Source organism: Flavobacterium sp. MMLR14_040 (genome assembly GCF_033657265.1).
GTDB lineage: Bacteria > Bacteroidota > Bacteroidia > Flavobacteriales > Flavobacteriaceae > Flavobacterium.
The window spans coordinates 74,338-101,210 of sequence record NZ_JAWVWO010000005.1; the positions used below are offsets into that span (position 1 = coordinate 74,338).

Here is a 26,873-nt window from a genome sequence, read left to right on the forward strand (position 1 = left end):
CAAAAGTATCAAAAAAATGTTACAAATTTCACGGATAAGTGTTAAAATGTCATTTATTGTTTATTCTTTTATAAGGAAAATCCCAATTCAAATAAGTGAATTGGGATTTTATATGAATAAATTACGTATTTAATATCTTTTCAAATTGATGAATTACTCTTGTAAATTTATCATTATAATGGTTTAAAAACTTATTTATAGTTAAAGCTTGGTGATGCCCGGAATAATTTAGTGATAAAACGAAAAACCCCAAGTCAAATAAATGAATTGGGGTTTTCTATGAATAAACCTTTAGTAAACTAAGATCTGATTACTCTTTTTTGTCCTCACGTGGAGGTCTTTGTAAAAGTGCTTTTCTTGACACTTTTTCTTTTTTAGTTTTAGGATCAACACCTAAGTATTTCACTTCAAATACATCACCCATGTTTACAACATCAGTAACATTTTCAGTGCGTTCCCAAGCTAATTCAGAAACGTGTAATAAAACTTCATTTCCTGGTGCAGAAGTGTATTCTACTACAGCTCCAAAATCTAACATTTTAATTACTTTTACTTCGTAAGCTTCTCCCATTTGTGGTTTAAAAGTGATTGACTTAATTTTAGCCAATACTGCTTCAATTCCAGCAGGATCTGTACCTAAGATTTCAATAACACCTTGCTCATCAACTTCATTGATTACGATAGTTGTTCCTGTAGCTTTTTGTAATTCCTGAATTACTTTTCCACCAGGTCCAATCAATGCTCCAATAAAGTTTCCAGGAATAGTTCTGGTAATGATTTTTGGTGCATGAGCTTTAACATCAGCTCTTGGTGCAGCGATAGTTTCAGTTAATTTACCTAAAATGTGTAAACGTCCTTCACGAGCTTGTCCTAAAGCTTGTTCCATGATGTCATAACGTAAACCGTCAATTTTGATATCCATTTGACAAGCTGTAATACCATCAGCAGTTCCGGTTACTTTAAAGTCCATATCTCCTAAGTGATCTTCATCACCTAAAATATCAGACAATACAGCAAATTTCTCTCCGTCAGTAATCAATCCCATAGCAATTCCAGAAACTGGTTTTACCATTTGAACTCCAGCATCCATCAAAGCCATTGTACCAGCACAAACTGTTGCCATAGAAGAAGAACCGTTAGATTCTAAAACTTCAGAAACAATACGAATTGTGTACGGACAATCTGCAGGAATCATATTTTTTAAAGCTCTTTGAGCTAAGTTACCGTGACCAACTTCTCTTCTTGAAGTTCCTCTTAGTGGTTTTGCTTCACCAGTTGAGAAAGGAGGGAAGTTATAGTGTAAGTAGAATTTCTCTTCTCCTTGTTCAGATGGAGAATCTATTTGGTTAGCTTCTCTGGAAGTTCCTAAAGTTACAGTAGCCAAAGCCTGAGTTTCTCCACGTGTAAATAAAGAAGAACCGTGAACTCTTGGTAAATAATCAATTTCACACCAGATTGGTCTGATATCAGTAGTTTTTCTACCATCTAAACGAACTCCTAATTCTAATACTACATTACGAACAGCTTCTTTGTTTGTTTTGTAAAAATATTTAGAAACTAAATCTCCATCAGCAGCTAATTCTTCTTCTGTAAATAAAGCTTTTACTTCTTCTTTTACTTCAGCAAATGCAGCGCTTCTTTCATGTTTAGCCGATCCAACTTTAGCGATATTATAAATTTTATCGTATGCTGCAGCTTTTACTTTTTTGTAAATTTCTTCGTTTTCTTTCTCACCTTCGTAAGTACGAATTTCTTTTTTACCAAAAGCAGCCTGCAAACGTAATTGTGCCTGAATTTGAACTTTAATAGCTTCGTGAGCAAATTTAATTGCTTCAACCATTTCAGCTTCTGAAATTTCTTTCATCTCTCCTTCAACCATTGCTACAGAGTCCAAAGAAGCACCAATCATCATATCGATGTCTGATTTTTCTAATTCTGTTCTGCTTGGGTTGATTACAAATTTTCCGTCGATACGTGCAACACGAACCTCAGAAATTAAGTTATAAAAAGGAATATCTGAAACTGCTAATGCTGCAGATGCAGCTAAACCAGCTAAAGCGTCTGGCATAACTTCTTCGTCATGAGACATTAACTGAATCATAACTTGTGTTTCAGCATGGTAATCATCTGGGAAAAGCGGACGTAAAACACGGTCTACTAATCTCATTGTTAATACTTCGCTATCACTTGGACGAGCTTCTCTTTTAAAGAAACCTCCTGGAAAACGACCTGCTGCTGCAAATTTTTCGCGGTAATCTACCGTTAATGGTAAAAAATCAACCGCTGGGTTAGCGCTACGTGCAGATACTGCTGTTGCAAGTATCATCGTGTCGCCCATTCTTACTACTACCGAACCATCAGCCTGTTTTGCTAAACGACCCGTCTCGATTGTGATGCTTCTGCCATCACCTAAATCGATCTTTTCTACAAATAATTGTGGAATCATAATTTTTCCTTATTGGTTATACAATGGGTTTTAGTTGTGTTGTAGTTGTTGTGTGTGTAGTTGTTGTTTCTAAAACCCAATGAAAAACCAAACTTTTTTTCTTATATAAATGCTTGTAATTAAATACAATCTGTAAAAACAAAAAGAGGCACTTTCGCACCTCTTTTCTATATTGATTATTTTCTGATATTCAATACTTTGATAATCTCACGATATCTGTTGATCTCTTTCTTTTTCAAGTAATCCAACAAAGATCTTCTTTTACCTACTAATAGGACAAGAGAACGCTCTGTGTTGTAATCGTGACGATTTTTTTTCAAGTGCTCAGTTAAGTGTGAAATTCTGTAAGTGAACAATGCAATCTGACCTTCTGCGCTTCCAGTGTTAGTTGCACCACCGTGTTGTGCGAAAATCTCTTCTTTCTTTTCTTTAGTTAAATACATTCCAATATTATTTAATGATTTTTATGTATGTCATACATCTTTTGTAAGACGGGTGCAAAAATAAGGTAAAAAAACAAAAGAATCAAACAAAAATAAGAGAATCTAAAAAAAGAATATCGTTTTTTGTTTTTTGAGCAATATTCGGTCTTTTTTTAGATTGTTAATTGGTTACTAGAGTAGATTCCATACAATGCTATAACTATTATGGATTATAATTATTCTTATAACTTTATAAGGTATAAATAATTAGGATTATTTTCTGCCGGCTTGTTTCTTATTTAAAGAAGAATACGAAGATTTTATATTGTTTTCATCGATACTTACGCCAGAAATTAAAACGCCCCGATCATAATTGTCAATAAAAGTAATTTTGCGCAAAATGTCAGTTCCTTGCCACGTACCTTGTTTTAGTCCGTTTTTAATAGTTCCTTTTTGTGTTGTATAGTTATCTGTTTCTTCATATTCTCCATTTCCATCAATTACAGTTTGATTTTTATTTTCATCCCAGTAATTAAGAATTAAAGTTTGGGATTTTTTTGTTTTTGAATCCCAGAGATTCTGTTTTTCAGATTTCTTACTTTGGTTTTCGTACCAATTAATTTCTTTCCCTGATTTATGATCTTCTAAATAATTTATGACAGATTCTTTTGCCCCATTTTTATAATAACAGATAAACTCTCCATCTTTTTTTAGAATATCCCTGTCCAAAGTAGCACCTGTCATTTTCCTTCTTCCGTTTTTGTAGAAATCGGTAACAACATATCTTGCACTTTTTTGAGAATAATTTGTAATTACTCTAGTGTAACTGTAGTTTTCGGGCGTCGTTTCACGATTTAATGAGTCAAGAAAAATTTTCTTAGACATTACATTAATTTGTGAAAACACATTAGCTGAAATTATCAGAAGCAAAAGGAGTAATATGTTTCTCTTCATTCAGTTCTATTTTTTATTAAAAATAGCCCTTTTAGAATAGTTTAGCAACTTCTTGATTTACAAATTCTAAAAATCGTTCATCAGACTCTGTAAAAGGATCTATAACATGGCTGTCAATATCAATCTGGCCAATATTTACACCGTTTACAAATAAAGGAACAACGATTTCAGATTTTACTGTAAAGCTGCATGCAATATAATTGTCCTGGGCAGCAACATCTGGTACTACAAAATTGGCATTACTTTCTGCAACCTGGCCGCAAATTCCTTTTCCAAACGGAATTACAGTATGGTCCGTTTCTGCACCAACGTAGGGACCCAAATGCAAGGTTTTGTTTTCGTGATTGGCAAAATAAAAACCAACCCAGTTATAATATTCTACATTTGCATTTAATAGTTGACAGATTGCTAAAAGCTTTTCGTCTCTAACAATGTTGTTTTCAGCTACTATAGCGCTTATTTTTGGTTGTAATTCCTGAAATGTCATGGTATAAAAATTTTATACAAAAGTATTTAAAGAGGGAGTTAAAAAATATATAAATTTGAAAAAAAAATCTTTTGAGAAAATATTTATTACAATTCAAACCATTTCTAATTTTTATTAGCACTTTTTTTGGTGTTTATATATTGCTGACAGTAATTTATAAATTCTATTTGAATAGTTTTGAAATCAATGATGTAGACGGAATAACAAGTGTTGTTGGTCATAATGTTAACCAGTTAATGGATTTGTTTAATTGTGATATTAAAATTTTCAAAAGTATCGCGAATCCATATTTAGAGGTTTGGTACAACAAAAAATATACATTGAGAATTATAGAAGGCTGTAATGCCATAAGCGTTATTATATTATTTGTATCTTTTGTAGTTGCATTTTCAGGAAAATTTAAAACCACTTTGTTTTTTATTCTTTTTGGAATTTTTATCATATATCTGTTAAATGTAATTCGAATTGCATTGCTAACGGTGTTGTTATTTCATTTTCCCGAAAAAGAACATATTTTACATGGAGTTCTTTTTCCGTTAGTCATTTATGGAGTAGTTTTTGTTTTGTGGATCATTTGGGTAAATAAATTCTCAAAATATGCTAAATAAAGTATTCGAACATAAGTGGAAAATTATAATAGCATTTATAATTGTAACCTGTTTCGGAATTATCAGAGCTTTTGAAAATCAGCTTTTTTATGATCCTTTTTTAGTTTATTTTGAATCTGATTTTAAAAGTTTGCCTTTTCCTGAGGTTGATCTTTTAAGGCTTTTTGGAGGGTTGTTATTTCGGTATTTTTTGAATACGGCATTGTCTTTAGTGTTAATTTATTCTTTGTTTGAAGATGGTGAAATAATTAAATTCAGTTCCATTTTATACGTCTTCTTTTTATTGCTGCTTTTCGGTATGTTTTTAGCAATCCTGAAATTTTATTCTGATGGAAGTTGGATTCTTTTCTATGTAAGACGATTTATTATTCAGCCAATATTTGTGCTGTTATTTATTCCGGCTTTTTATTATCAGCAGCAAAATCTCAAAAAATAACATTTTATTATCGCTTTTTCAAAGCTTTTTAAATAGTTTTGCAATATGAATTTAAAAAAGTGCACAGGATTATTTTTAGCTTTCCTATTGTTGGTTTCCAACATTGGGTTTGCTTTTGATGTGCATTATTGCGGAGGAAAAATTGCTTCTGTTTCATTAAACACTACAGCTTCAGTTTCTCCCGAAAAGAAATGTTGTGGAGCATCCGAAAAAAAATCTTCTTGTTGTAAAGACAAAGTAGTTCATTTTGAAAAAAAATCAGATGATGCGACTATCAAAATGTTCTTTTTTCAGATTGCCTTTCCTGCAATAATTCAGGAATTTAAACCAATTGCTTTTTTATCAATTCCTGTTTTCAAAAGCAATCAAATCACTTCGTATTATTCTGATGCGAATGCGCCGCCTTTATATCAATTATATCAACAATATATTTTTTACGCCTGATTTTAATGTTTAGAATCAAGCCTGACTTTGGCTTGTAATCTACTGTTTTTTTATTTCTCTTGAGAATTCAAAAACAGCATTTTCTAAATAATTAAAATCATTTTTTATGCAAAAAAATATCATGCTTTTTGTGATGATTTTGCTTTCTGTTTCTGTGTTTTCGCAAGAAGATTTAGAAGAAGTGAAAATTACAAAAAAGCAAAAAGGAATTAAAAAATCCTATACGCTTACAGCAAATACAACCACAATAACCAGTAAAGAATTACTGAAAGCGGCGTGTTGTAATCTGGCCGAAAGTTTCGAAACAAATCCGTCGATTGATGTCAATTTTTCTGATGCCTTAACAGGAACCAAACAAATTAAAATGTTGGGTTTAACAAGTCCGTATTTAATGATTACCGAAGAAAATATTCCTTCGGTTCGTGGTGCCTCTCAGGTTTACGGATTATCATTTACGCCCGGAACCTGGATAGAAAGCGTTCAGATTACCAAAGGAGCAGGAAGTGTTATTAACGGTTACGAAAGTATTTCGGGACAAATAAACACAGAGCTTTTAAAACCTTTAAGCGACATCCCGTTTTTTCTGAATGCTTATGGATCTACCGATTCCCGTTTTGAACTGAATATCCATTTCAATAAAAAATTATCTGATAAATGGGCGACAAGTTTGTTGGTGCACGGAAATACGCGAGTAGCAAAAAATGACATGAACGATGACGGATTTTTAGATAATCCTTTAGGGAAACAAATTAATGTTTTAAACAGATATCAGTATTATGATCCCGAAAGTGGATTGGTGAGTTTTATCAATTTCAGATATATGAATGATAAAAAACAAACCGGAGAAGTCGATTTTGATAAAGACAGAGATCGCGGGACAACGAATTACTGGGGATCAGAAATTAATACCGAACGTTTTGAGGTTTCTACCAAAATTGGTTATGTTTTTAAAGATATGCCTTATCAGAGTATCGGTTTTCAAAATGCGTTTAATAGCCATAATCAAGATTCGTATTTTGGTTTAAACCAATATGATATTAAGCAAAATAGTTATTATTCGAATTTAATTTTCAATTCGATTATCAATAATACCAAACATAAATTTACAACGGGTTTAAACTTCACTTACGATCAATATCAGGAATTTGTGAATGTAAATGACTATAGCCGAATTGATAATTCAGTTGGAGCATTTTTTGAATATACATATGACAATACCGATAATTTTAGTTTGATTTTAGGAGGAAGGGTTGATAATCATAACCGCCTTGGTTTTTTCGTTACGCCACGTTTACACCTGCGATACAATCCCTGGAAGAATGGAGTAATTCGTTTTTCTGCAGGAAGAGGAAAACGTTCTGCCAATATTTTTGCCGAAAATCAACAGCTTTTCGCAAGTTCAAGAACTTTTTCAATTTTAGATCATAACGGAAAGACCTATGGATTAAATCCTGAAATTGCATGGAATTACGGGATTAGTTTCTCTCAAAAATTCAAACTTTTTAATAAAAATGCCGATGCGGGTTTTGATTTTTACAGAACCGATTTTCAGAATCAGGCCATTGTCGATTTAATGCAAAGTCCGCAGGAAGTTTTGTTTTATAATTTAAAAGGAAATTCATTTGCGAATAGTCTTCAGGTTGAGTTTAATTATGAGTTAGCACATAATCTGAATTTGCGTACGGCTTATAAATATTATGACATTCAGACCGATTACTTGCGAGGAACTTTTCAGCGTCCGCTGCAGGCCAAACATCGTTTTTTAGGAAATCTGGAATACGAAACCAATCTTAACGATGATAAACAATGGAAATTTGACTATACTTTTAACTGGTCAGGAAAACAGCAATTGCCATACACAGCTACAAATCCTGCTGCAGATCAATTTCCTGATTTTTCTCCTTCTTATGCTGTAATGAATATTCAGGTAACAAGAGTTTTTTCTCCTGTTTTTGAAGTTTATATTGGTGGAGAAAATATTGGAAACTATAAACAAGAAAAAGCTATTTTAGGAGCAGATGATCCTTTTGGTCCAAATTTTGACGCTTCGATTGCATATGCACCTATTTACGGACAAATGTATTACGCAGGATTAAGATTTAAAATAAAATAATTCAATAACAATTTCAATATCAAAAATCAAATTCAATAACAATTTCAATATCAAATTCAATAACAATAAATAATAATATATGAAAAATTTAATTTTAATTGCCATGATCACTTTTTTAGGATTTTCGGCGCAAGCCCAAACTAAAAAAAATAAGAACTTAAAATATACAACAGAGGTAAACGGAAATTGTGAGCAATGTAAAAAGCGAATCGAAAAAGCGGCTTATAGTGTTCCCGGAGTAAAAATGGCCAATTGGGATATTAACACACATCAATTAAGTGTAATATTAAATGAAGAGAAATCTTCGCCTGCCGATTTAAATATAGCCATTGCTAAAGTAGGTCACGACACAAAAGAAGTAAAAGCAACTCAGGAAGATTACGACAATTTGCACTCTTGTTGTAAGTACGAAAGAGGTTAATAATGTAAAGCCCAAGTTTGATAGCTTGGGCTTCTTTAATAGTTAATTTATCTTTAAAATACCGTATTTTATTGTGGTTAAAGTAAATTATTGTTACTTTCACCAACTATAAATGTAACCAAACCATTTTATGAATAATTTTGATTGGACCCAATTAATTAACCCTGAATTCTATATTACTTTAAGCATTGGAGGTTTCCAAATTGGTTTGTATATTGTTCTGTTTATAGTTTTTGCTGAGACTGGACTTTTTGCTGGTTTTTTTCTTCCGGGAGATAGTTTGTTGTTTTTGGCAGGTATTTACAGTCGTGATTTAATTCAAAATGTAGTTTATATTCCAAGTGATTTTATAAATGTTTTTATACTTTCAATTTTGGTTGCTATAATGGGTGTTCTGGGAAATATGACCGGTTATTGGTTTGGTGCTAAAAGCGGATATTATTTATTTAAGAAAGAAGATTCTTTCTGGTTCAAAAAGAAATATTTATTACAGTCAAAAGATTTCTTTGAAAAGTATGGAGGAAAGGCTATTATCTACGCTAGGTTTTTACCTATTTTTAGAACTTTCGCCCCAATTATTGCAGGTATAGTTTCGATGGATAAAAAGAAATTTATGTTTTATAATGTTCTGAGTTCATTTTTATGGTCCTTCTTATTGATTTTTTCCGGCCATTACTTATATGGAGTGTTTTTAAAACAAGGAATAAATTTAAAAGAGCATATTGAATATATCATCATTATAATTGTAATAATCTCTACATTCCCGGTTCTTCTTAAATTATTGAAGAAAAGACCAATTGAAAAAATATAATTGAAATCATATATAAAAAAAGGTCTGAAGTTTTAAACTTCGGACCTTTTTTTATAAGCCAAAATTGATTGCATAAGATCAATTTGAAAGTCTGCGTAGGGATAAAATCAGAATGCAAAATTCATGTTCTCCACAACATTTAGTGTTTACACCTTTTCTATAGAGATGATAGATGGTTTTTAAATTCGGAAGTAAAATATAAGCATAAAAAAATCCAGTCATAGAGCCTGGATTTTTTTATATCAATTGAAATTTAATGTATGTCTACCATTCATTAACCTTGTTAGCATCCATTTTTAAGAAGATAAACAATAAAATAGTGAATCCCCAAAGTCCGGAACCTCCATACGAAAAGAACGGCAACGGAACCCCTATAGTAGGGAAGATCCCCACAACCATTGCTATATTTACAAAAAAGTGAATAAATAGAATTCCGGCAACGCAATAACCGTATACCCGGCTAAATTTTGTTTTCTGTCTTTCGGCTAAATATATTACCCTTAAAAGCAATCCTGCAAAAAGAAGAATAACAACCAGTGATCCGGCAAAGCCCCATTCTTCTCCAACAGTAGTGAAAATGTAATCGGTATGTTGTTCCGGTACAAAACCTCCTTTAGTTTGAGTTCCTTCTAAAAAGCCTTTTCCTATCCAGCCGCCAGATCCAATCGCAATTTCAGATTGATTGGTATTGTATCCGATACCTTTCATGTCAACTGATTTTCCTAGTAAAATATTAAAACGATCTCTATGGTGCTGTTTAAAAACGTTGTCGAAAACATAATCGACAGACAAAACAAAACCTGAAATCAAAGCCAAAAGTATCGTGCTTAAAAGTAGATTTCGATCTACTGCCCGGCCTTTGAAATGTATAATTATTAATACTCCTAAAGCAATTAGTATAACGACATAAGGTTCTAAGACCAGCGTTAATACAAATAATAAAATTGTTATAAAACCTGTCCAGACATACCATGATGGCAATCCTTCTCGAAACAAAACAACAATAAAAATACTATAGATTAAAGCACTTCCGGGATCGGGTTGTGGTAAAATTAAAAGTACAGGTAAAAAAACAATGGCCAATGCCTGAATTTGTCTGTTTGTTTCCTTTAAGTTAATCTGACTATCACTTAAATATTTAGCCAAAGCCAATGATGTAGCGGCTTTTGCAAACTCAGATGGCTGAATGGTGAAACTTCCAATAGCATACCAGCATCTTTGTCCGGCTATTGTTTTCCCAAAAAGAAACAATCCCGCTAAGGATAACAAGGAAACACCAAATATAATACTGGCATATTTTTCGTAAAACTTACCATCTACAAACAGAACAACAAATATTAACGGAATTGTACAGCCAATAAATATTAATTGTTTTTGATATGTACCATCAGTAGACAATAGGGAAGAGGAATATATATTCAGCCATCCCAGAGTTACTAAGGCAATGTAGATAAAGACACTTATCCAATCAATATTATTTTTTACACTTTGATTTCTCATTTGAAATAATCCTTATTAGTTCTCTTTAGTAGTGTCTACGGCTGTTTTTTTAATTTCTGTTTTCTTTACTGCTGTTGTTGGTGTTTTTGGCACCACTATTTTAGCTTTTAAAACAGAATCTTTTGGAGTTGATTCGATAGCACTTGCTTCGTTCATTCCTCCTAATTTGGCATATTCGCTTGCTAAGCTTTTGTTTAATACACGAACCTCTAAATCAGTTCTGGTAATTTTCTTTCTAAGATATTTTTCGATCATCAAACTGGCAATTGGTCCGGCAACTGTTGCGCCAAAACCTCCATTTTCAATCATAATTGCAATAGCAATTTTCGGATTGTCTTTTGGAGCAAAAGCCACGAAAATCGAGTGATCTTTTAGTTTTTCTCTTTTACCGTTTATCTTTGCATAGTTTTCTGCTGTTCCTGTTTTTCCGCAAATGTCAATACCTTCAACCCTAAGCCCATAAGCTGTTCCTCTATTATATACATCAAATAATCCTGCTATAACCGGCGGAAAATACTTTTTATCAATTGTAGTTTCGTGTTTGGTCGTGAACTTAGCGTCGATTTTTTTGCCTTCGATCTTTTTAATGATATGAGGTGTGTAATAATAACCTTCGTTTGCTACAGTGGCCATCATGTTTGCTAATTGTATTGGCGTCATTAAAACCTCTCCCTGACCAATAGCATTTGATACGATAGTGGTACTTCTCCAGCCACCATTAGGATATATTTTTTTATACGTTTTAGAAGTTGGAATATTTCCTCTTTTACCGGTAGGCAAATCATATCCCATAAATTGTCCTAAACCGAAACTTTTTACGTGATTGCTCCAAACATCTACAGCTTTTCCCGGATTGTTATATTTGTTGATCGTTAACATGTAAGACTGAGCAAAATAAGTATTACATGAGTTGTATATCCCGTTATTTAATTGATGCGGACCAAAACCGTGGCATTTCATAAAACGACCTCTACCGTAACTAAATCCGTGGTGACACATAAAAGTGGTCTGCTCGTTGATAACGCCTTCTTGCAATGCAACCAAACCGGTCAAAATTTTAAATGGAGAACCTGGAGGATATTCCGCCAAAAGTCCTCTGTCATACAATGGTTTTGCAATCGAGTCGTGATATAAAAGCGTGTAGTTTTTAGATCTTTGTCTTCCTACTAAAATTCCCGGATCGTAAGATGGAGCAGTTACTAATGCTAAAATCTCACCAGATTTAGGTTCAATAGCAACAATTCCTCCTCGTTTATTAATCATTAGTTCTTCACCGTATTTTTGAAGTTCTGCATCAATGGTTAAGTTGATGTCTTCTCCGGCAACGGCAATGGTATCGTATTTACCGTCTTTGTAAGAACCAATTTCTCGGTTGTATTTATCTTTCTGAATGTATTTTACACCTTTAATTCCGCGTAGAATTTCTTCGTAACTTTGCTCAACTCCTTGTTTTCCTATTAAATCTCCACTATTATAATATGGATTTTTAGCAACTAATCTTTCGTCTACCTGTGTTATAAAACCAAATATATTGGCACCATAATCTACTTCGTAATCACGAAGCGATCTCTTCTGAAAATAGAAACCTTCATATTTTCTGATCTTTTCCTGAAAAGCAGCAAATTCTGATTTGTTTAACTGTGCAAGAAAAACAGATGGTAATCTAGGGCTATAAACTTTTGCCTTTGCAATTCTTTTATAATATTCTTCGGGAGTAATGCTTAGTAAATTGCAGAATTCAACAACATTAAGGTTTTCTTTGATTTCTCGAGGAATAACCATAATGTCATAAGAAGCCTGATTGGCCACTAATAATTTTCCATTTCGGTCATAAATATATCCTCTTTCCGGGTAATCGTACGCTTTTTTAATTGCGTTATTTTCTGATTTTAGTTTGAAAGAATCATCAACAATCTGGAGATAAAATATCCTGATCACTAGCAAAGATGCTGCAATAATAATTAAAGAGGGCAGCAGAACTTTTCTCATCGTCTATTAGGCTTAATAAGATATATGATTATGATTGAAATAATTATAGTAAATACTGAACTGAACAAGGTTCGAAGTAAAATATCCCAAATAAATTTAAACTGGAAAGCTTCAAGTATAAATAGTACAATGTGATGTAATACAACGGATACTAAAATAAATGAAAACCGTTCAGGAGTTAGAGATTCGTTTAGTTTTATGGTTTGATATTCGTAACTCAAACCAAATGAAAACTTAAAAATATAAGGCCTGTAATACGCCAGAATAACACAAGCTGTTGCGTGAATTCCGCCAGAATTACAAAACATATCCATGGTAAGACCAAGTAAAAAACTGGAAATTATTAAACCCGATTTGTTACTGTTTACCGGATAAAGAATGATATAAAGAATATACGGAAAAGGACTTATGTATCCTAAGAAATTCATATTATTAAAAATAACAACCTGAATTGCCAGTAATATAATAAATCGAAAAATATTGACTAACAATGCGCTATTCATCTTTCTCCTTTTTTTCTAAATTAATAAGTTCTTCTCGGTCTTTACTTTTAATAATATAAACATGGCCAAGATTGGTCATGTCGTTAAACAGTTTTACGTTTATGACATAAAAACTTGTTTTGTCTTTAATGTAAATTTTATCAACTGTACCAATGTTAATTCCTTCAGGGAAAATTACAGATTGCCCTCCGGTAACAATTGTATCACCTTTTCTTATAGAAGCTAATCTTGGTACATCTTCTAACTGAACATAGCCGGTACTTTTACCATTCCAGGTTAAAGAACCAAAGTGATTTGATTTTTTGATTTTTGCATTAATCTGCGATTTCATATTCAAAATACTAACCACAGTAGAGTAGTTTTTTGATGTATTATCAACCACACCAATAATTCCTAAACTGTTGATTACACCCATATCCTGTTTCACTCCGTCTTTTGCTCCGGAATTTAAGGTAATATAGTTTTCGTGAGTGCTGTAAGAGTTATGAATTACTTTTGAAACAATGATATCAGCAGGTTTTACTCCTTTTATACTGTCAGCCAAAGGTATTTTTGAGGTGTCTTTTTTATTAAATAAAAGGCTTTTTAATCTTGCGTTTTCAAGTACCAATTCGTCATTTTCGGTTCTTAAATTCAAATATTCATTTATGTGATTGATTTTTTCATAAACACCTCCGCTTAAAAAATTAGCCGAACTGATTACTCTGCTTCTGTGATAGGAATGAGATTGAATTGTGAGAGCCAACGAAATACCTAAAAGCAGCAAAAACAGCAATCGATTACTGTTTCGTATAATGAAATTAAAAATTTGCTGCATTTCTTGTTCGGTTATTTTGTTTCAGGATATGCTTTAGGGCTTCAAATTTTATAAGAGCCGAATGATTCAATTCGACTCTCATAAAAATATTTTGATTTGTTATTTTGAATCTTATTTTATTAAGATACTTTTAAATTTTGCAATGTTTTTAAGTGCCATTCCAGTTCCACGAACTACTGCTCTTAATGGATCTTCAGCAATGTAGACAGGTAAATCTGTTTTTTGCGAAATACGTTTATCCAAACCTCTTAACATTGATCCACCACCAGCTAAATAAATACCTGTATTGTAGATATCAGCAGCTAATTCAGGAGGTGTTTGAGATAACGTTTCCATTACAGCATCTTCAATACGCTGAATTGATTTGTCTAATGCTTTGGCAATTTCACGGTAAGAAACATCTACTTGTTTTGGTTTACCAGTAAGTAAGTCTCTACCCTGAACTGACATGTCTTCAGGAGGTCCGTCTAAATCTTCGATAGCGGCTCCAATTTGAATTTTTATTTTCTCTGCAGTACTTTCACCCACAAAAAGGTTGTGTTGAGTACGCATGTAATAAACGATATCATTTGTAAAAACATCACCTGCAATTTTTACAGATTTGTCACATACAATTCCGCCTAAAGCGATAACGGCAATTTCGGTAGTACCACCACCAATATCAACAATCATGTTTCCTTTTGGCTGCATGATATCGATACCAATACCAATTGCTGCTGCCATTGGTTCGTGAATTAAGTAAACTTCTTTTCCGTTTACTCTTTCACAAGATTCTTTTACAGCTCGCATCTCAACTTCAGTAATACCAGACGGAATACATACTACCATTCTTAATGCTGGAGTAAACATTCTTTTCTTTAATGCTGGTATGCTTTTAATGAACATATTGATCATTTTTTCTGAAGCATCAAAATCGGCAATTACACCATCCTTCAAAGGCCTTATGGTCTTGATGTTTTCATGTGTTTTACCCTGCATCATGTTAGCTTCTTTACCAACAGCAATGATTTTGCCTGATATTCTATCACGTGCAACGATTGATGGACTATCAATAACAACTTTATCATTGTGAATGATTAAAGTGTTTGCGGTACCAAGGTCTATCGCAATATCCTCGGTCATGAAATCAAAAAATCCCATAAGTTTTTTAGGGGTTTAAAATGTTATAAATAATTTATCGAACAAAGTTAAACAAATTAATGTTTAAAATGACGTGTTCCTGTAAATACCATTGCAAGATTATTTTCGTTGCAATAATTTATACTTAATTCGTCTTTTATTGAACCTCCCGGCTGAATTACTGCTGTTATTCCTGCTTTTTTGGCTAATTCAACACAATCCGGAAAAGGGAAAAATGCATCACTGGCCATAGAAGCACCGGTTAAATCAAAGCCAAAAGCTTTTGCTTTATCAACAGCCTGCACTAAAGCATCAACTCTTGATGTCTGACCTGTTCCTGACGAAATTAATGTTCCGTTTTTAGCAAAAACAATCGTATTTGATTTTGTGTTTTTGCAAATTTTTGAAGCAAATATCAAATCTTCTATTTCCTGAGCTGTAGGCTCTGTCGTAGTAACGGTTTTTAAATGCTCTTTATTATCTGTAATATTATTTCTGTCCTGAATTAACAAACCATTAAGACATGTTCTTACTTGTCTTGAAGGTAATTCAACTTCATTTTGAACTAATATAATTCTGTTTTTCTTTTCTTGTAAAACTTCAATTGCATCATCATCATAACTTGGAGCAATTACAACTTCGCAAAATAATTTGTTGATTTCTTGTGCTGTAGCCAAATCAATTTTAGTATTTGCAATTAAAACTCCACCAAAAGCAGATGTTGGATCGCAAGCCAAAGCTGCCAAATAAGCTTCACTGATTGTTTTTCTTGAAGCCAGACCGCAAGCATTATTATGTTTTAAAATAGCAAATGTTGGTCCGTCAGTTTTAAACTCGTTAATTAAGTTTACAGCCGCATCAACATCTAATAAATTATTGTAAGATAACTCTTTTCCGTGTACTTTTTTAAACATTGCATCAAAATCTCCAAAAAAGAAACCTTTTTGATGTGGATTTTCGCCATATCTCAAAACCTGACCGCCAGCAATACTTTCTTTGTAGATCGTTTCGTCAGTATTAAAATAGTTGAAAATAGCACCATCATAATGAGAAGAAACATGAAATGCTTTTGTAGCAAACAATCTTCTGTTTTCAAGAGTTGTTGCTCCGTTTTGCTCTGTAATCAAATCCAAAAGCAAACTGTATTCGTTTACAGAAGCTACAATTACAGTGTCTTTGAAGTTTTTAGCACCGGCACGGATCAATGAAATTCCGCCAATATCAATTTTTTCGATAATTTCCTGTTCACTTGCACCAGAAGCAACAGTTTTTTCAAACGGATACAAATCAACAATCACTAAATCAATTTGAGGAATATCAAATTCTTTCATTTGCTGAACATCACTTTCGTTATCCTGACGATTTAAAATTCCGCCAAAAATTTTCGGGTGTAATGTTTTTACTCTTCCGCCAAGAATTTCAGGAAAAGAAGTAATATCTTCAACAGGAACTACAGGAATACCAAGGTTTTTAATAAAATCTTCTGTTCCTCCAGTTGAGTAAAGTGTTACATTTTGTTCGTGTAATTTTCTAACGATTGGCTCTAGTCCATCTTTCGAAAAAACAGATATTAATGCCGATTGTATTGTTTTAGTTGTGCTCATTGTGTAGTTATGATTTTCAGACTGCAAAAGTAGTTTTTTTAAATATTATTTTAAAGGATTTAATGTAACATTATACTAAAAAAATGTACTCATGAGTAAGTTGATTTTTATTAGGTTTTTGATTTTAATTTATTGAATTTTACTTTATTGAAAAATATAAACATATGCTACTTTATCTTCGGTTATTAAAAGAAAGTCTGAGCTTTGCCATTAACGCTTTACGAAATAATAAATTGCGAACTTTATTATCATTGTTAGGTGTTACAATAGGTATATTTTCAATTATTGCTGTTCTTGCTGCTGTTGATTCTTTAGATCGAAAAATTTCTAAAGATTTGAGCAGTTTAGATAAAAATACGATTTATTTAATGAAATATTGTTTTGGGCCGTCAGAAATTCCGCAATGGAAAAGAGAACAATTCCCGAATGTTAAATATGACGAGTATGTGATCTTAAAAAATTCACTTAACAATACAGAGCAGGTTGGTTATCAGTTATTCGTAAATCGTGAAAGTTTAAAATATGATTCAAAAACCGTTGCCGATGTCAATATGGTGCCGTCATCATTTGAAATGGTCGATATTGACGGATTAAGTTTTGATAAAGGAAGATTTTACAATGAATCTGAATCCAATTCAGGAACTCCGGTAATTGTTTTGGGATATGATATTGCCAACGGTCTTTTTGGAGAAAGTGACCCTGTCGGAAAAAGCATTCGTTTATACGGACAGCGTTTTACCGTTATTGGCATAATGAAAAAACAAGGAGCGGGATTTTTTGGAGACAGTAATGATACTTCGGTTTATTTTCCGGCAAATTTTCTTCGCAGAATGTACGGCGACAGCGATGCTATGACGCCTGTAATAGTTTTAAAACCTGTAAAAGGAATTGATATGGATGCTTACAAAGCCGAAGTTGCACAAAAATTAAGAGTAATTCGCGGTATGAAAGCAGGGGAGATGGATAACTTTTTCATTAATGTACTTTCCGGATTTACCGATTTTATAGATGGAATTTTAGGTCAGATGAATGTTGTGGGATGGATTATTAGCGGATTTTCTCTTTTGGTCGGAGGTTTCGGAATCGCTAATATTATGTTCGTTTCTGTAAAAGAAAGAACCAATTTAATCGGAATTCAGAAATCTCTTGGAGCCAAAAACCGATTCATTTTATTCCAGTTTTTATTTGAAGCTATAATTCTTTCTGTAATTGGAGGAATCATTGGTTTGTTGATGGTTTGGGGAATTGCATTGATTCTAACAAAAGCGCTCGATTTTGAATTCGTCTTAAGCTTTGGAAATATAATTTTAGGAACAACGCTAGCCGCACTTATCGGATTAATTTCAGGGATTTTGCCTGCGATTTCAGCAGCAAATTTAGATCCTGTGGAGGCGATTAGAACGGGAATGTAATTTTAAAGTTTCTAAGATGCTAAGTTGCTAAGGTTCTAAGTTTTTTTTATGAAAGGTTCTGAGATACTTAGTTGCTAATTTTTTTATGATGAATTGCCTCCAGCTTTAGCTGGAGTTATAAATTAAGAGAGAGAATTGGCTTTAGCCGAATAATTTTAAAGTCATTTTTTTATCTCCACTATTTGCCGTAAAATTTATTATATATGAAAATCCCGAGAAAATATTCTTAGGGTTTTTAGAAATTTGAATGTCCAATATCAGCATGTTCCGTAGGAAGTACATATTGGTAGCAACGGAATTTATTCCGTTGAATTTAAATCATCCGGTTCAAAAAGTCCCGTAGGGACGACATGTTTGTAGAATAAAAAAATCTCACCTGCAATAAGCGGATGAGATTTTAAATGTTTTTAGAAGTTTAAAACTATCTAATATTGTTATTCTGAATCAAATCAATATATAAGTTGATCTTGTCTTTTAAATCTTTTCTTGGTGTAATAAAATCAAGGAATCCATGCTCTAAAAGAAACTCAGCAGTTTGAAAACCTTCAGGTAAATCTTTTCCTGTAGTATCACGAACCACACGGGGACCAGCAAAACCAATTAAAGCACCTGGTTCAGAGATGTTAATGTCTCCTAACATGGCGTAAGATGCAGTTGTTCCTCCAGTAGTTGGATCAGTACATAAAGAAATGTAAGGTAAACCAGCCTCAGCAAGCTGCGCAAGTTTAACAGATGTTTTTGCTAATTGCATTAATGAATAAGCAGCTTCCATCATACGAGCTCCACCAGATTTAGAAATCATTACAAAAGGCATATTGTTTTTTATCGCGTGATCAATACCTCTGGCAATTTTTTCACCTACAACAGCTCCCATAGATCCACCAATAAAGGCAAAATCCATACAGCAAATTACAAGCTCTTTTCCTTTAGATTTTCCTACTCCCGTACGGACAGCGTCTTTAAGATGCGTTTTTTCCATTACATCTTTCAATCGCTCTGCATATTTTTTTGTATCCACAAAATGCAAAGGATCTTTTGATGTCATGTTTTTATCTAACTCAACAAATTCGTTGTTGTCGAATAAAATTTCAAAATAGGTTGCGCTTCCAATTCTAACGTGAAAATCATCTTCCGGACTAACAAATAAGTTTCGGGCTAATTCGTCAGCGTCAATAATTTTTCCAGTAGGAGATTTGTACCACAATCCTTTCGGAACGTCCATCTTATCTTCTGTAGCGGTCGTAATCCCTTTTTCCTGTCTTTTAAACCAAGCCATCTCTCTAAGTATTCAGTGTTCAGTAATCAATTTCAGTAATCAGTTTTTAGTAGCTTTAAGTATTCATGGTTTTTCAACTGAATACTTAAAGCTGAGACTGAATACTCTTATAAAGTATTTACATTATTCAAGTCTGCAAAAGCTTGCTCAAGTCTTGTGTTGAATGTCACTTCGCTTTCACGTACCCATTTTCTTGGGTCATAATATTTTTTGTTAGGAACATCAGCACCTTCAGGGTTACCAATTTGTGTTTTTAAATAGTCAATGTTTTTAACCATATAATCACGAATTCCTTCTGTGTATGCAAATTGTAAATCTGTATCAATATTCATTTTGATAACTCCGTAGCTAATTCCTTCTCTGATTTCTTCAAGTGTAGAACCTGAACCTCCGTGGAAAACGAAATCTACTGGATTTGGACCAGTTTTGAATTTGTTTTGAACGAAATCCTGAGAATTTTTTAAGATTTTTGGAGTCAATTTCACGTTTCCTGGTTTGTAAACACCGTGAACGTTTCCAAAAGCTGCAGCGATAGTAAATTTAGGACTTACTTTAGATAACTCTTCGTAAGCATAAGCTACTTCTTCTGGCTGCGTGTATAATTTAGAGCTGTCAACATCAGAGTTGTCAACACCATCTTCTTCACCACCTGTAATACCTAGCTCGATTTCTAATGTCATACCCATTTTACTCATTCTTGCTAAATACTCTTTACAGATCTCGATATTTTCTTCGATTGGCTCCTCAGACAAATCGATCATATGAGAACTGAATAATGGTTTTCCTGTTTCTGCAAAATGTTTTTCAGATGCATCTAACAAACCATCAATCCAAGGTAATAATTTTTTTGCGCAGTGGTCAGTATGTAAAATTACTGTTGCACCGTATGCTTCTGCTAAAGTGTGGATATGCAATGCTCCAGCGATTCCACCAGCGATTGCTGCTTTTTCACCTGCATTAGATAATCCTTTTCCAGCGTTAAATTGTGCTCCTCCGTTTGAAAATTGAATGATAACTGGCGCGTTTAGTTTTGCTGCAGTTTCAAGAACTCCATTGATTGTGCTAGACCCTGTAACATTTACTGCTGGTAAAGCAAAACCTTTTTCTTTCGCATAATTAAAAATCTCCTGAACCTGATCTCCTGTAGCTACTCCTGGTTTAATATTGTGTGCCATTGTAATTTTTTTTATAGTTGTTTTTAGTTTTTAGGTTGCAAAAATAAGAATTAATTAGCATTAGAAAGGATAATTTATTCCAAAATTTAAAACCGAGTGCCCAAAATTGTATTCTTTAAACCAACGATCTCCCTCTGGATGCGCCGGATTATAGGTCTTAAAGCCTAAATCTAAACGAATAACAAAAAAGCTTAAATCGTAACGTAAACCAAATCCTGAGCCCAAAGCAATTTCTTCTAAATCGTTTAAGTTGTTGAATTTTGCTTTGTCATCGGTCACATTATCGAGTACATTCCAGATATTTCCGGCGTCTGCAAAGATAGCTCCTTTGACATCTCCGAAGATTTTGAATCGAAATTCGGCACTCATTGCAATTTTCATATTGGCCTCATTAAAATCGTTCAAAGCGTTTGTGCTTCCCGGACCTAACGAATAAGGCTGCCATGCACGATTATCATTAGAACCTCCCGCATAATAACTTCGTGAAAACGGAATGTAGTTTGAGTTTCCAAACGGAATTGCGATTCCAAAAAAGCTTCTTACTGCCAAAACTTTTTCTTTACCAAAATCCCAGTGTTTAATATAATCTAATTCGGTTTTAATGTATTCTGAGTATTCCAAATTAAAAATTTCGTAGTTGCCGTTTGTATTTTTAGGTAAACTAGCAATGCTAGAAACAGCTGATAATAAAGTTCCTGCAGATTCTATTTTTGTTTTAAACTGATAAAAAGTATTGTCGGCAAGATCTTTTTTTGTTGTTGTAGTAAAAGTATAACTTGTTGCCAGAATAAAATCATTTTCTGTCAATCTTACTCTTCTTTCTTCAATACTTTCAACATCTTTATATTGTGCATCTGCCGGAGTTAATGCTGTTTGATTGTTTAAAACTTCATTAGTAAAATTTGTTGTTCCCTGGCTAATAATTAAATTTCCATTTTCGTCTATGTTTGTAGCGTCAGTATTGTATTGATTTGCAATGCCATTTAATTCATTATAAGAAGAAGTATAAACTCTGTAATAATTGTCCGGATTTAAATTGCGTACAAACTGGGCATTCAATAAATCAAGTTTAACTGTATTACGTCGTTTTGGATTCCAGTTATAAGATAATCCACCCGTAAAGTTTTCTTTGTCTAAACCAATATTTCTTTGTTTTGAAAAACCAGCTGCAATACTTGTTGAAGGAATCATTCTTTTTGGAATAATTTTTTCAGTTCCAAACGGCATTAAGATTCTTGGAAAATTAAGTTTTGTATCAATTCCATATTCCGAAACATTAAAGAAATTATCATTTGGATTGGCCATATCTTTTGATGATCCGATATTTAAACGCGCCGAAATTTCTAAAGTTTCAGCTCTGTTAAAAACATTTCGAATCGTTTCAGAAATACTCGCTCCAATTCCAAAATCCTGAATATTAGAATGTGTAAAATCCAAAGTAGCCCCAAAACTATATTTCTTTCGTGGCGTTAAATAAACATTAGCAATTAAAGATTCTCCTGCGGGATCTCGTTTGTCGACCTCATATTGTATCGAAGGATAATTAAAAATCTTCAAATTGTTTAGATATCGGGAAGAAAGTGTTGTACGTGTGTCCGAAAAGGTGCTTCCTTTATTAATGAAAATAGCATCTGTAATGGCTCTCGGTTTATATTTTAAGGTTTTATAACTGTACAGATTAAAGTTATTGTATGTTGTGCTATCGTTAATTTTAGCTTTTGCATTCGTAGGAGAATAATCAGTATAAATATTGACATCACTGATTTTGTACAATTTAAAAGGTTCAGTACGGCTCGAATCTCTTTCCTGAATGTTGTTGTTTTTAATAAGTAAAGTTACATCTGCCTTGTTTTGCTTGCCAATTGTATCAATATTATAGTTGATATAAGTGGGTTGGAAAAAGTAAGCACCATGATTTCTAAAATAAGTGGTAATACGGCTTTTTTCTTCTTCAAAATCAGAAGTTTTAAATTGATTTCCTGATTTTAAAAGAGAAGGTTCAGCATTCGTTCTGTATAATGAATCCAGGGCAGGAGTAAGAATATTGGTTTTAATTGAATCTAAAGTATAACCAGGACCTGTTGTAATATTATAATTTACCTGAGCTTTTTTTCTGCCAACGCTATCAATATTATAATCTGTCTTTACATTAAAAAAACCATTGTTGAAATAATAGTATTTTAAACGGGTCAGGGATTTTTTTGTTTTTGCAGTGTCGATAATAACAGGAGGTTCACCGGTGTTTTTTAAAAATTCGTGAATTCCTTTATATAAAAATGATTGTCCAAGACGATCTACTTGCTTTGCAGATAAAACTTTTGCCTGACGCTCATAAAGACCGGGATTTTTTTTAAATTTTGCCTGATAAGTAGAATCAGGATTTAAATTGGCCAAATTATACATATTCAAACGTAATTTGTAGCCTAATAAAGTACCATTTGGTTTTTGGTACATTTGATTTGATGCTATTTCGTCGTTTGTAGACTTTCCATTAACCAGAATATTATTTTTTACAAGAAGGCTTTTTCCATCCGGAACTCTTTTTACGGCATTACAAGCAGAAATAAATATTGCTATTAGAATAAATGCTACTATTTTTGTGGAATTCTTTTTCAAGTGTGTTTTAATATTTAATTCAAAAGTACATTATTTTATGGTTAGTAAAAACCAAATAAAACTTATAACAGGTTTACATCAAAAAAAGCAACGTTTTGCAAATCAATTATTTTTTGCCGAAGGGGTAAAAGTAATTCAAGAACTCTTGCAATCCAATTTTGAATTAGAACATTTATACACCACACAAAATGATTTTGAAATAGTTGAACCTTCAAAACGCACGCTTATTAATGAGCAGGAACTTAAAAAAATAAGTGCTTTATCAACTCCAAATTCTTGTTTGGCGGTTTTTAAAATTCCTGCCGAAAATAAAATTACCAACTCTGGCTTAATTGTAGCTTTAGACGACATTCGTGATCCCGGAAATTTAGGGACCATTTTGCGTCTTTGCGACTGGTTTGGCATCAAACAAATTGTTTGTTCAAAAGAAACTGTTGATATCTACAATCCAAAAGTAGTTCAGGCTACGATGGGTTCTATTACCAGAGTAAATGTAAATTATGTCGATTTGAAAACTTTTATTTCGCAAACAAAATTACCGGTTTTTGGAACTTTTATGAACGGAGGAAACATTTATCAATCTAATTTACCACAAAACGGAATCATTATTATGGGTAATGAGGCCAATGGTATTTCGGCAGAGATTGAAAAAACGGTTACAAGCCGACTCACAATTCCAAGATTTGGAGAGCTACAAAAAACCGAAAGTTTAAACGTAGCTACTGCAACAGCAATTATTCTAAGTGAATTTAAACGAAATAGTTGAGAAATTGTTTTAATGAAAGGTGAAATTTATTAAAATCGCTCTTGATTTCATAGAATCAATATTATCTGTCCACGGACTTGGTCCGTTTGCAGGATTATCGCGAATTAATTCATCGGTTATACCAAACATTCCTCTGATAGAAGGTGAGAAAATAAAATATTCAGAAAAAATATCTATTCCAAAACCAAGTTCGTAAGCGGCAGTCCAGGGTTTAACCCTGAATTTCCCTTCATGGTTGTCATCCTTAGATTTTGAATTACTTGATAAGTTTAATGTTGTAGACATTCCTCCAACTAAATATGGGCGAATGTTTCCGGTACGTAATGATGAGAATTTTAATAATAAAGGAAAATGTATATAAGTACTGTTTACTTCTCTTAAATAATCTTTTTCTAAAGGCATTTCAGGATAATACAAATCTCTTTTTGTGTAATACAAACCTGGCTCAAAACGCAGATTAATGTATTCCTGCAATCTTAAATCGGCAACAACACCAACATTAAAACCAGTTGTTTTTTTTACCTGAATGTCTTGTTGAACGACATTTTTGTAATCAATTTTAAAGTCGAAACTATTGAAACCTAAATAATACCCAAAGTACAGGCGTTGTTTTTGCCAGTTTTCGAGATTAATAATAGGATCTTTGCTAAACATGTTTTTAGCAAATTGAGAATATCCTTTTGTCGTTAAGACTAATAAAAGTAAGATTACTGTTTTTTTCATACTATTTTTTAGAAGCAGAATAAATGGTTGCAACTCCAAACGTTTGTGGCATAGCCACAACATCTATAAACCCAATTTTTCTCAAAATATTGTTTAACGCTTCTCCATAAGGAAAAACAGCAGCCGATTCAGACAAATATCCATATGCTGAATTATCTTTAGAGAATAACTTTCCTATAACGGGAAGTATGTTTTTTGTATAGAATTTATATCCTTGTTTATAAGGTGTTTTATCCGGTACCGAAGTTTCTAAGATAACAAAAACGCCATTTGGTTTTAAAACTCTTAAAATTTCTGCAAAACCTTTTTCTAAATTCTCAAAGTTTCGAACTCCAAAACCAACAGTAATCGCATCAAAATAATTATCTTCAAAAGGTATGCTTTCTGAATCCCCTAAAACTAAATCAATAACATTTGATAGTTTTTTTTCTTCTATTTTCTTTTTTCCCACCTCAAGCATTCCTGCAGAAATATCCAGGCCTATGATTTTTTCAGCATTAGTCTGCGTCATTAAAATAGCAAGATCACCGGTTCCTGTCGCAATGTCAAGAATGATTTTTGGTTTTTTATCAGAAACTATTTTTAATACTTTTTTTCGCCATTTAATATCAATTCCAAAAGAAATTACGCGGTTTAAATTATCATAGTTTCCAGAGATAGTATCAAACATTTGGGCAACTTGTTCTTTCTTGCCTAGTGTAGAGTCTTTATATGGGGTTACCTTTTCAGTCATTATTTTTTATTTACGCAAATATAATACAATCTGACTTAACTGTTATGGGTTTTTTAATTTGTAAATCAAATGTTTCAGAAAAAGATTTTTGAGCAAAGAATTGTCTTTTGCTCATCACGGAAAATGGGTATTGTAAAAAAATCACGGAAAGTGGGTATTGTGGCAATAAGATTTTATTGTCACTTTTGTCCTATAAAAATATTAAAATTTTTAATGATTAATAGTTGTTGTGACTTAAATCAAATGAATACTTTTTGTGCTGGTAATTTCATTTGTTCTTGTAGGTAGTTTTGAAAGTATTATTTTTAATAATGCTGTTTTTTAAAGCGCAAAATACGTTCTTAGGATTAAATTTGTTTTTGGAAATTTTAATTTTCTTGTCTTTAGTACCTTCGTGGTATTTGGTATTAAAGACCCCTTTTTTTGAGATTTATTCTCAGAAAATCAATTCATTTATAACAATAGTTTTCAATTGTTTAACAATTGTAAATTTACGTCATGTTATCAAATACTATTTCTTGAATAAGTCCTAAGCTAGAAATCATTTTTTATTAAAGACATCCTCATTTTTTGGGGATGTTTTTTATTTTTATCTTCTAATGTAAGTTTCGTAAGTATAATGATAAAGATGTTTTTCATCTTTAAAATTTTCTTCAGATTCAACCAACAGCCAATCGCTTTCGCTAATTTTAGGAAAAAATGCATCAGCTTCAAAAGTATGATGAACCTTTGTGATTTCTATAATATCAGCATATTGCAAACCTAAATTATAAATTTCTCCTCCGCCAATAATGTATGAGTCTTCGTTTTCAGGACATATAGCAATTGCTTTTTCAATGCTATTTACAACAATGCAGCCTTCAGGGTTGTAGTTCTCCTGACGTGTTATAACAATATGGGTTCTGTTGGGTAATGGCTTTGGAAAACTTTCAAAAGTCTTTCTTCCCATAATAATGTGATGACCGGTTGTAAGTTCCTTGAATCTTTTAAAGTCATTTGGTAAATGCCAAACGAGTTCATTGTTTTTTCCAAGCGCATTATTTTCGGCTACAGCCGCTATCATTATAAGCATCGTATAAGCTAAATTTTGTTATCTGTATCCTCGTTGATTTTTGATTCTAATTGACTAATTCTTTTTTGCTGTAAAGCAACAAGTCTGTCAATTTGTTCTCTTTCCCACTTTTTATTCATAAATCTGTCTGTAATGTACACTTTTATAAAATGTAGAATAAAAATGAAAAGCCATATTGTTATACCCCAGATACACCAATTTTGATCTGTGTTAGCTCCAAAACCAAAAAATCTATTGGCTATAAATAAAAATAAACTCCCTATTAAGAAAATAACAAAATGAAAATAAAGAACTTTCTTTTGTCTTAATCTTCTTCTGGCATATTCGTATTGTTCGTGTACTTCTTTTTCCATAAGATATAAAATGAGGTCATAAAGTTAAAGTTTATTTTGAAATTCAACAATTTGAAGCATGGAATATTTCGTT

At 32.6% G+C, this 26,873-nt stretch carries 25 protein-coding genes; 8 read left to right on the plus strand and 17 right to left on the minus strand.

Annotated features, from left to right (window positions below; all coding sequences use genetic code 11):
* Positions 1-310: 310 nt before the first annotated feature.
* The 4 genes from SD960_RS08880 to SD960_RS08895 all read right to left on the minus strand — a co-directional run bounded on the left by SD960_RS08880 (position 311) and on the right by SD960_RS08895 (position 4,309).
* Positions 311-2,446 carry a polyribonucleotide nucleotidyltransferase gene (locus SD960_RS08880; protein WP_115843934.1) on the minus strand — a complete coding sequence of 712 codons (2,136 nt, stop codon included), beginning with the start codon at positions 2,444-2,446 and terminating at the stop codon, positions 311-313.
* 176 nt (positions 2,447-2,622) lie between these two features.
* Positions 2,623-2,889: a 30S ribosomal protein S15 gene (rpsO, locus tag SD960_RS08885; RefSeq protein ID WP_042566099.1), complete on the minus strand. Its 267-nt coding sequence runs from the start codon at positions 2,887-2,889 to the stop codon at positions 2,623-2,625.
* Positions 2,890-3,141: 252 nt separating this feature from the next.
* Positions 3,142-3,753 carry a hypothetical protein gene (locus SD960_RS08890; RefSeq protein ID WP_318802336.1) on the minus strand — a complete coding sequence of 204 codons (612 nt, stop codon included), beginning with the start codon at positions 3,751-3,753 and terminating at the stop codon, positions 3,142-3,144.
* A gap of 100 nt (positions 3,754-3,853) precedes the next feature.
* Entirely contained in the window at positions 3,854-4,309 is a 456-nt protein-coding gene (locus SD960_RS08895) for a GAF domain-containing protein (protein WP_318802337.1), read from the minus strand.
* 71 nt (positions 4,310-4,380) lie between these two features.
* On the opposite strand from SD960_RS08895, the gene xrtF reads away from it, so the two are divergent.
* The 6 genes from xrtF to SD960_RS08925 all read left to right on the plus strand — a co-directional run bounded on the left by xrtF (position 4,381) and on the right by SD960_RS08925 (position 9,142).
* The gene (gene xrtF / locus SD960_RS08900) at positions 4,381-4,917 is read left to right on the plus strand and encodes an exosortase family protein XrtF (RefSeq protein WP_318802339.1); all 537 of its coding nucleotides are present in this window, start codon (positions 4,381-4,383) and stop codon (positions 4,915-4,917) included.
* The gene (locus SD960_RS08905; protein ID WP_318802340.1) at positions 4,907-5,353 is read left to right on the plus strand and encodes an exosortase F system-associated membrane protein; all 447 of its coding nucleotides are present in this window, start codon (positions 4,907-4,909) and stop codon (positions 5,351-5,353) included. The genes xrtF and SD960_RS08905 overlap by 11 nt, the downstream gene beginning before the upstream one ends.
* A gap of 45 nt (positions 5,354-5,398) precedes the next feature.
* Entirely contained in the window at positions 5,399-5,797 is a 399-nt protein-coding gene (locus SD960_RS08910; protein WP_318802341.1) for an HYC_CC_PP family protein, read from the plus strand.
* A 106-nt stretch (positions 5,798-5,903) separates the two neighbouring features.
* On the plus strand, positions 5,904-7,910 hold the full coding sequence (locus SD960_RS08915; protein ID WP_318802342.1) for a TonB-dependent receptor plug domain-containing protein: 2,007 nt from the start codon (positions 5,904-5,906) through the stop codon (positions 7,908-7,910).
* 79 nt (positions 7,911-7,989) lie between these two features.
* Positions 7,990-8,331, plus strand: coding sequence for a heavy-metal-associated domain-containing protein (locus SD960_RS08920; RefSeq protein ID WP_318802343.1), 342 nt, complete (start codon positions 7,990-7,992; stop codon positions 8,329-8,331).
* Between the two features lie 130 nt (positions 8,332-8,461).
* The gene (locus tag SD960_RS08925; protein ID WP_318802344.1) at positions 8,462-9,142 is read left to right on the plus strand and encodes a DedA family protein; all 681 of its coding nucleotides are present in this window, start codon (positions 8,462-8,464) and stop codon (positions 9,140-9,142) included.
* Between the two features lie 264 nt (positions 9,143-9,406).
* On the opposite strand, the gene rodA is transcribed toward SD960_RS08925, so the two are convergent.
* The 6 genes from rodA to purH form a co-directional block, all read right to left on the minus strand.
* A complete protein-coding gene (rodA, locus tag SD960_RS08930) occupies positions 9,407-10,642 on the minus strand; it encodes a rod shape-determining protein RodA (RefSeq protein ID WP_318802345.1) in 1,236 nt (411 codons plus the stop codon).
* A gap of 15 nt (positions 10,643-10,657) precedes the next feature.
* Positions 10,658-12,631, minus strand: coding sequence for a penicillin-binding protein 2 (mrdA, locus tag SD960_RS08935; RefSeq protein WP_318802346.1), 1,974 nt, complete (start codon positions 12,629-12,631; stop codon positions 10,658-10,660).
* The gene (locus SD960_RS08940; protein WP_318802347.1) at positions 12,628-13,134 is read right to left on the minus strand and encodes a rod shape-determining protein MreD; all 507 of its coding nucleotides are present in this window, start codon (positions 13,132-13,134) and stop codon (positions 12,628-12,630) included. Before SD960_RS08940 ends, mrdA begins: the two co-directional genes overlap by 4 nt.
* The gene (mreC, locus tag SD960_RS08945; protein ID WP_318802348.1) at positions 13,127-13,951 is read right to left on the minus strand and encodes a rod shape-determining protein MreC; all 825 of its coding nucleotides are present in this window, start codon (positions 13,949-13,951) and stop codon (positions 13,127-13,129) included. Before mreC ends, SD960_RS08940 begins: the two co-directional genes overlap by 8 nt.
* 111 nt (positions 13,952-14,062) lie before the next feature.
* Positions 14,063-15,091 (minus strand): rod shape-determining protein, encoded by a 1,029-nt coding sequence (locus tag SD960_RS08950; protein ID WP_007804822.1) that lies wholly within the window; start codon positions 15,089-15,091, stop codon positions 14,063-14,065.
* Positions 15,092-15,147: 56 nt separating this feature from the next.
* Positions 15,148-16,674: a bifunctional phosphoribosylaminoimidazolecarboxamide formyltransferase/IMP cyclohydrolase gene (purH, locus tag SD960_RS08955; protein ID WP_318802349.1), complete on the minus strand. Its 1,527-nt coding sequence runs from the start codon at positions 16,672-16,674 to the stop codon at positions 15,148-15,150.
* Positions 16,675-16,838: 164 nt separating this feature from the next.
* Here purH and SD960_RS08960 point away from each other — a divergent pair, with 164 nt between their 5' ends.
* Positions 16,839-18,086, plus strand: a complete 1,248-nt coding sequence (locus SD960_RS08960; protein WP_318802350.1) for an ABC transporter permease — start codon at positions 16,839-16,841, stop codon at positions 18,084-18,086.
* Between the two features lie 421 nt (positions 18,087-18,507).
* Here the strand turns inward: SD960_RS08960 and accD are convergent, their stop codons facing one another.
* The 3 genes from accD to SD960_RS08975 form a co-directional block, all read right to left on the minus strand.
* Complete coding sequence (accD, locus tag SD960_RS08965) at positions 18,508-19,362, minus strand: acetyl-CoA carboxylase, carboxyltransferase subunit beta (protein WP_042566115.1); 855 nt, start codon at positions 19,360-19,362, stop codon at positions 18,508-18,510.
* A gap of 107 nt (positions 19,363-19,469) precedes the next feature.
* Positions 19,470-20,537, minus strand: coding sequence for a class II fructose-bisphosphate aldolase (fbaA, locus tag SD960_RS08970; protein WP_318802351.1), 1,068 nt, complete (start codon positions 20,535-20,537; stop codon positions 19,470-19,472).
* 60 nt (positions 20,538-20,597) lie between these two features.
* Complete coding sequence (locus SD960_RS08975) at positions 20,598-23,153, minus strand: BamA/TamA family outer membrane protein (protein ID WP_318802352.1); 2,556 nt, start codon at positions 23,151-23,153, stop codon at positions 20,598-20,600.
* A 37-nt stretch (positions 23,154-23,190) separates the two neighbouring features.
* Between SD960_RS08975 and SD960_RS08980 the strand changes: the two genes are divergently transcribed.
* Positions 23,191-23,919 (plus strand): RNA methyltransferase, encoded by a 729-nt coding sequence (locus SD960_RS08980; protein ID WP_318802353.1) that lies wholly within the window; start codon positions 23,191-23,193, stop codon positions 23,917-23,919.
* A 9-nt stretch (positions 23,920-23,928) separates the two neighbouring features.
* Here SD960_RS08980 and SD960_RS08985 read toward each other — a convergent pair whose 3' ends face one another.
* The 4 genes from SD960_RS08985 to SD960_RS09000 all read right to left on the minus strand — a co-directional run bounded on the left by SD960_RS08985 (position 23,929) and on the right by SD960_RS09000 (position 26,800).
* The gene (locus SD960_RS08985) at positions 23,929-24,642 is read right to left on the minus strand and encodes a porin family protein (protein WP_073394883.1); all 714 of its coding nucleotides are present in this window, start codon (positions 24,640-24,642) and stop codon (positions 23,929-23,931) included.
* A 1-nt stretch (position 24,643) separates the two neighbouring features.
* Positions 24,644-25,375, minus strand: coding sequence for a bifunctional demethylmenaquinone methyltransferase/2-methoxy-6-polyprenyl-1,4-benzoquinol methylase UbiE (gene ubiE, locus SD960_RS08990; protein WP_318802354.1), 732 nt, complete (start codon positions 25,373-25,375; stop codon positions 24,644-24,646).
* A 589-nt stretch (positions 25,376-25,964) separates the two neighbouring features.
* A complete protein-coding gene (locus tag SD960_RS08995; RefSeq protein WP_318802355.1) occupies positions 25,965-26,447 on the minus strand; it encodes a dihydrofolate reductase in 483 nt (160 codons plus the stop codon).
* Positions 26,448-26,455: 8 nt separating this feature from the next.
* A complete protein-coding gene (locus SD960_RS09000) occupies positions 26,456-26,800 on the minus strand; it encodes a 2TM domain-containing protein (protein WP_318802356.1) in 345 nt (114 codons plus the stop codon).
* Positions 26,801-26,873: the final 73 nt, after the last annotated feature.

Excerpts from the sequence above, each read along its gene's own strand:
- SD960_RS08880 (WP_115843934.1), bottom strand. The coding sequence starts at position 2,446 with ATGATTCCACAATTATTTGTAGAAAAGATCGATTTAGGTGATGGCAGA.
- rpsO (WP_042566099.1), bottom strand. The coding sequence starts at position 2,889 with ATGTATTTAACTAAAGAAAAGAAAGAAGAGATTTTCGCACAACACGGT.
- SD960_RS08890 (WP_318802336.1), bottom strand. The coding sequence starts at position 3,753 with ATGTCTAAGAAAATTTTTCTTGACTCATTAAATCGTGAAACGACGCCC.
- SD960_RS08895 (WP_318802337.1), bottom strand. The coding sequence starts at position 4,309 with ATGACATTTCAGGAATTACAACCAAAAATAAGCGCTATAGTAGCTGAA.
- SD960_RS08905 (WP_318802340.1), top strand. The coding sequence starts at position 4,907 with ATGCTAAATAAAGTATTCGAACATAAGTGGAAAATTATAATAGCATTT.
- SD960_RS08910 (WP_318802341.1), top strand. The coding sequence starts at position 5,399 with ATGAATTTAAAAAAGTGCACAGGATTATTTTTAGCTTTCCTATTGTTG.
- SD960_RS08915 (WP_318802342.1), top strand. The coding sequence starts at position 5,904 with ATGCAAAAAAATATCATGCTTTTTGTGATGATTTTGCTTTCTGTTTCT.
- SD960_RS08920 (WP_318802343.1), top strand. The coding sequence starts at position 7,990 with ATGAAAAATTTAATTTTAATTGCCATGATCACTTTTTTAGGATTTTCG.
- SD960_RS08925 (WP_318802344.1), top strand. The coding sequence starts at position 8,462 with ATGAATAATTTTGATTGGACCCAATTAATTAACCCTGAATTCTATATT.
- rodA (WP_318802345.1), bottom strand. The coding sequence starts at position 10,642 with ATGAGAAATCAAAGTGTAAAAAATAATATTGATTGGATAAGTGTCTTT.
- mrdA (WP_318802346.1), bottom strand. The coding sequence starts at position 12,631 with ATGAGAAAAGTTCTGCTGCCCTCTTTAATTATTATTGCAGCATCTTTG.
- SD960_RS08940 (WP_318802347.1), bottom strand. The coding sequence starts at position 13,134 with ATGAATAGCGCATTGTTAGTCAATATTTTTCGATTTATTATATTACTG.
- mreC (WP_318802348.1), bottom strand. The coding sequence starts at position 13,951 with ATGCAGCAAATTTTTAATTTCATTATACGAAACAGTAATCGATTGCTG.
- SD960_RS08950 (WP_007804822.1), bottom strand. The coding sequence starts at position 15,091 with ATGGGATTTTTTGATTTCATGACCGAGGATATTGCGATAGACCTTGGT.
- purH (WP_318802349.1), bottom strand. The coding sequence starts at position 16,674 with ATGAGCACAACTAAAACAATACAATCGGCATTAATATCTGTTTTTTCG.
- SD960_RS08960 (WP_318802350.1), top strand. The coding sequence starts at position 16,839 with ATGCTACTTTATCTTCGGTTATTAAAAGAAAGTCTGAGCTTTGCCATT.
- accD (WP_042566115.1), bottom strand. The coding sequence starts at position 19,362 with ATGGCTTGGTTTAAAAGACAGGAAAAAGGGATTACGACCGCTACAGAA.
- fbaA (WP_318802351.1), bottom strand. The coding sequence starts at position 20,537 with ATGGCACACAATATTAAACCAGGAGTAGCTACAGGAGATCAGGTTCAG.
- SD960_RS08980 (WP_318802353.1), top strand. The coding sequence starts at position 23,191 with ATGGTTAGTAAAAACCAAATAAAACTTATAACAGGTTTACATCAAAAA.
- SD960_RS08985 (WP_073394883.1), bottom strand. The coding sequence starts at position 24,642 with ATGAAAAAAACAGTAATCTTACTTTTATTAGTCTTAACGACAAAAGGA.
- ubiE (WP_318802354.1), bottom strand. The coding sequence starts at position 25,375 with ATGACTGAAAAGGTAACCCCATATAAAGACTCTACACTAGGCAAGAAA.
- SD960_RS08995 (WP_318802355.1), bottom strand. The coding sequence starts at position 26,447 with ATGCTTATAATGATAGCGGCTGTAGCCGAAAATAATGCGCTTGGAAAA.
- SD960_RS09000 (WP_318802356.1), bottom strand. The coding sequence starts at position 26,800 with ATGGAAAAAGAAGTACACGAACAATACGAATATGCCAGAAGAAGATTA.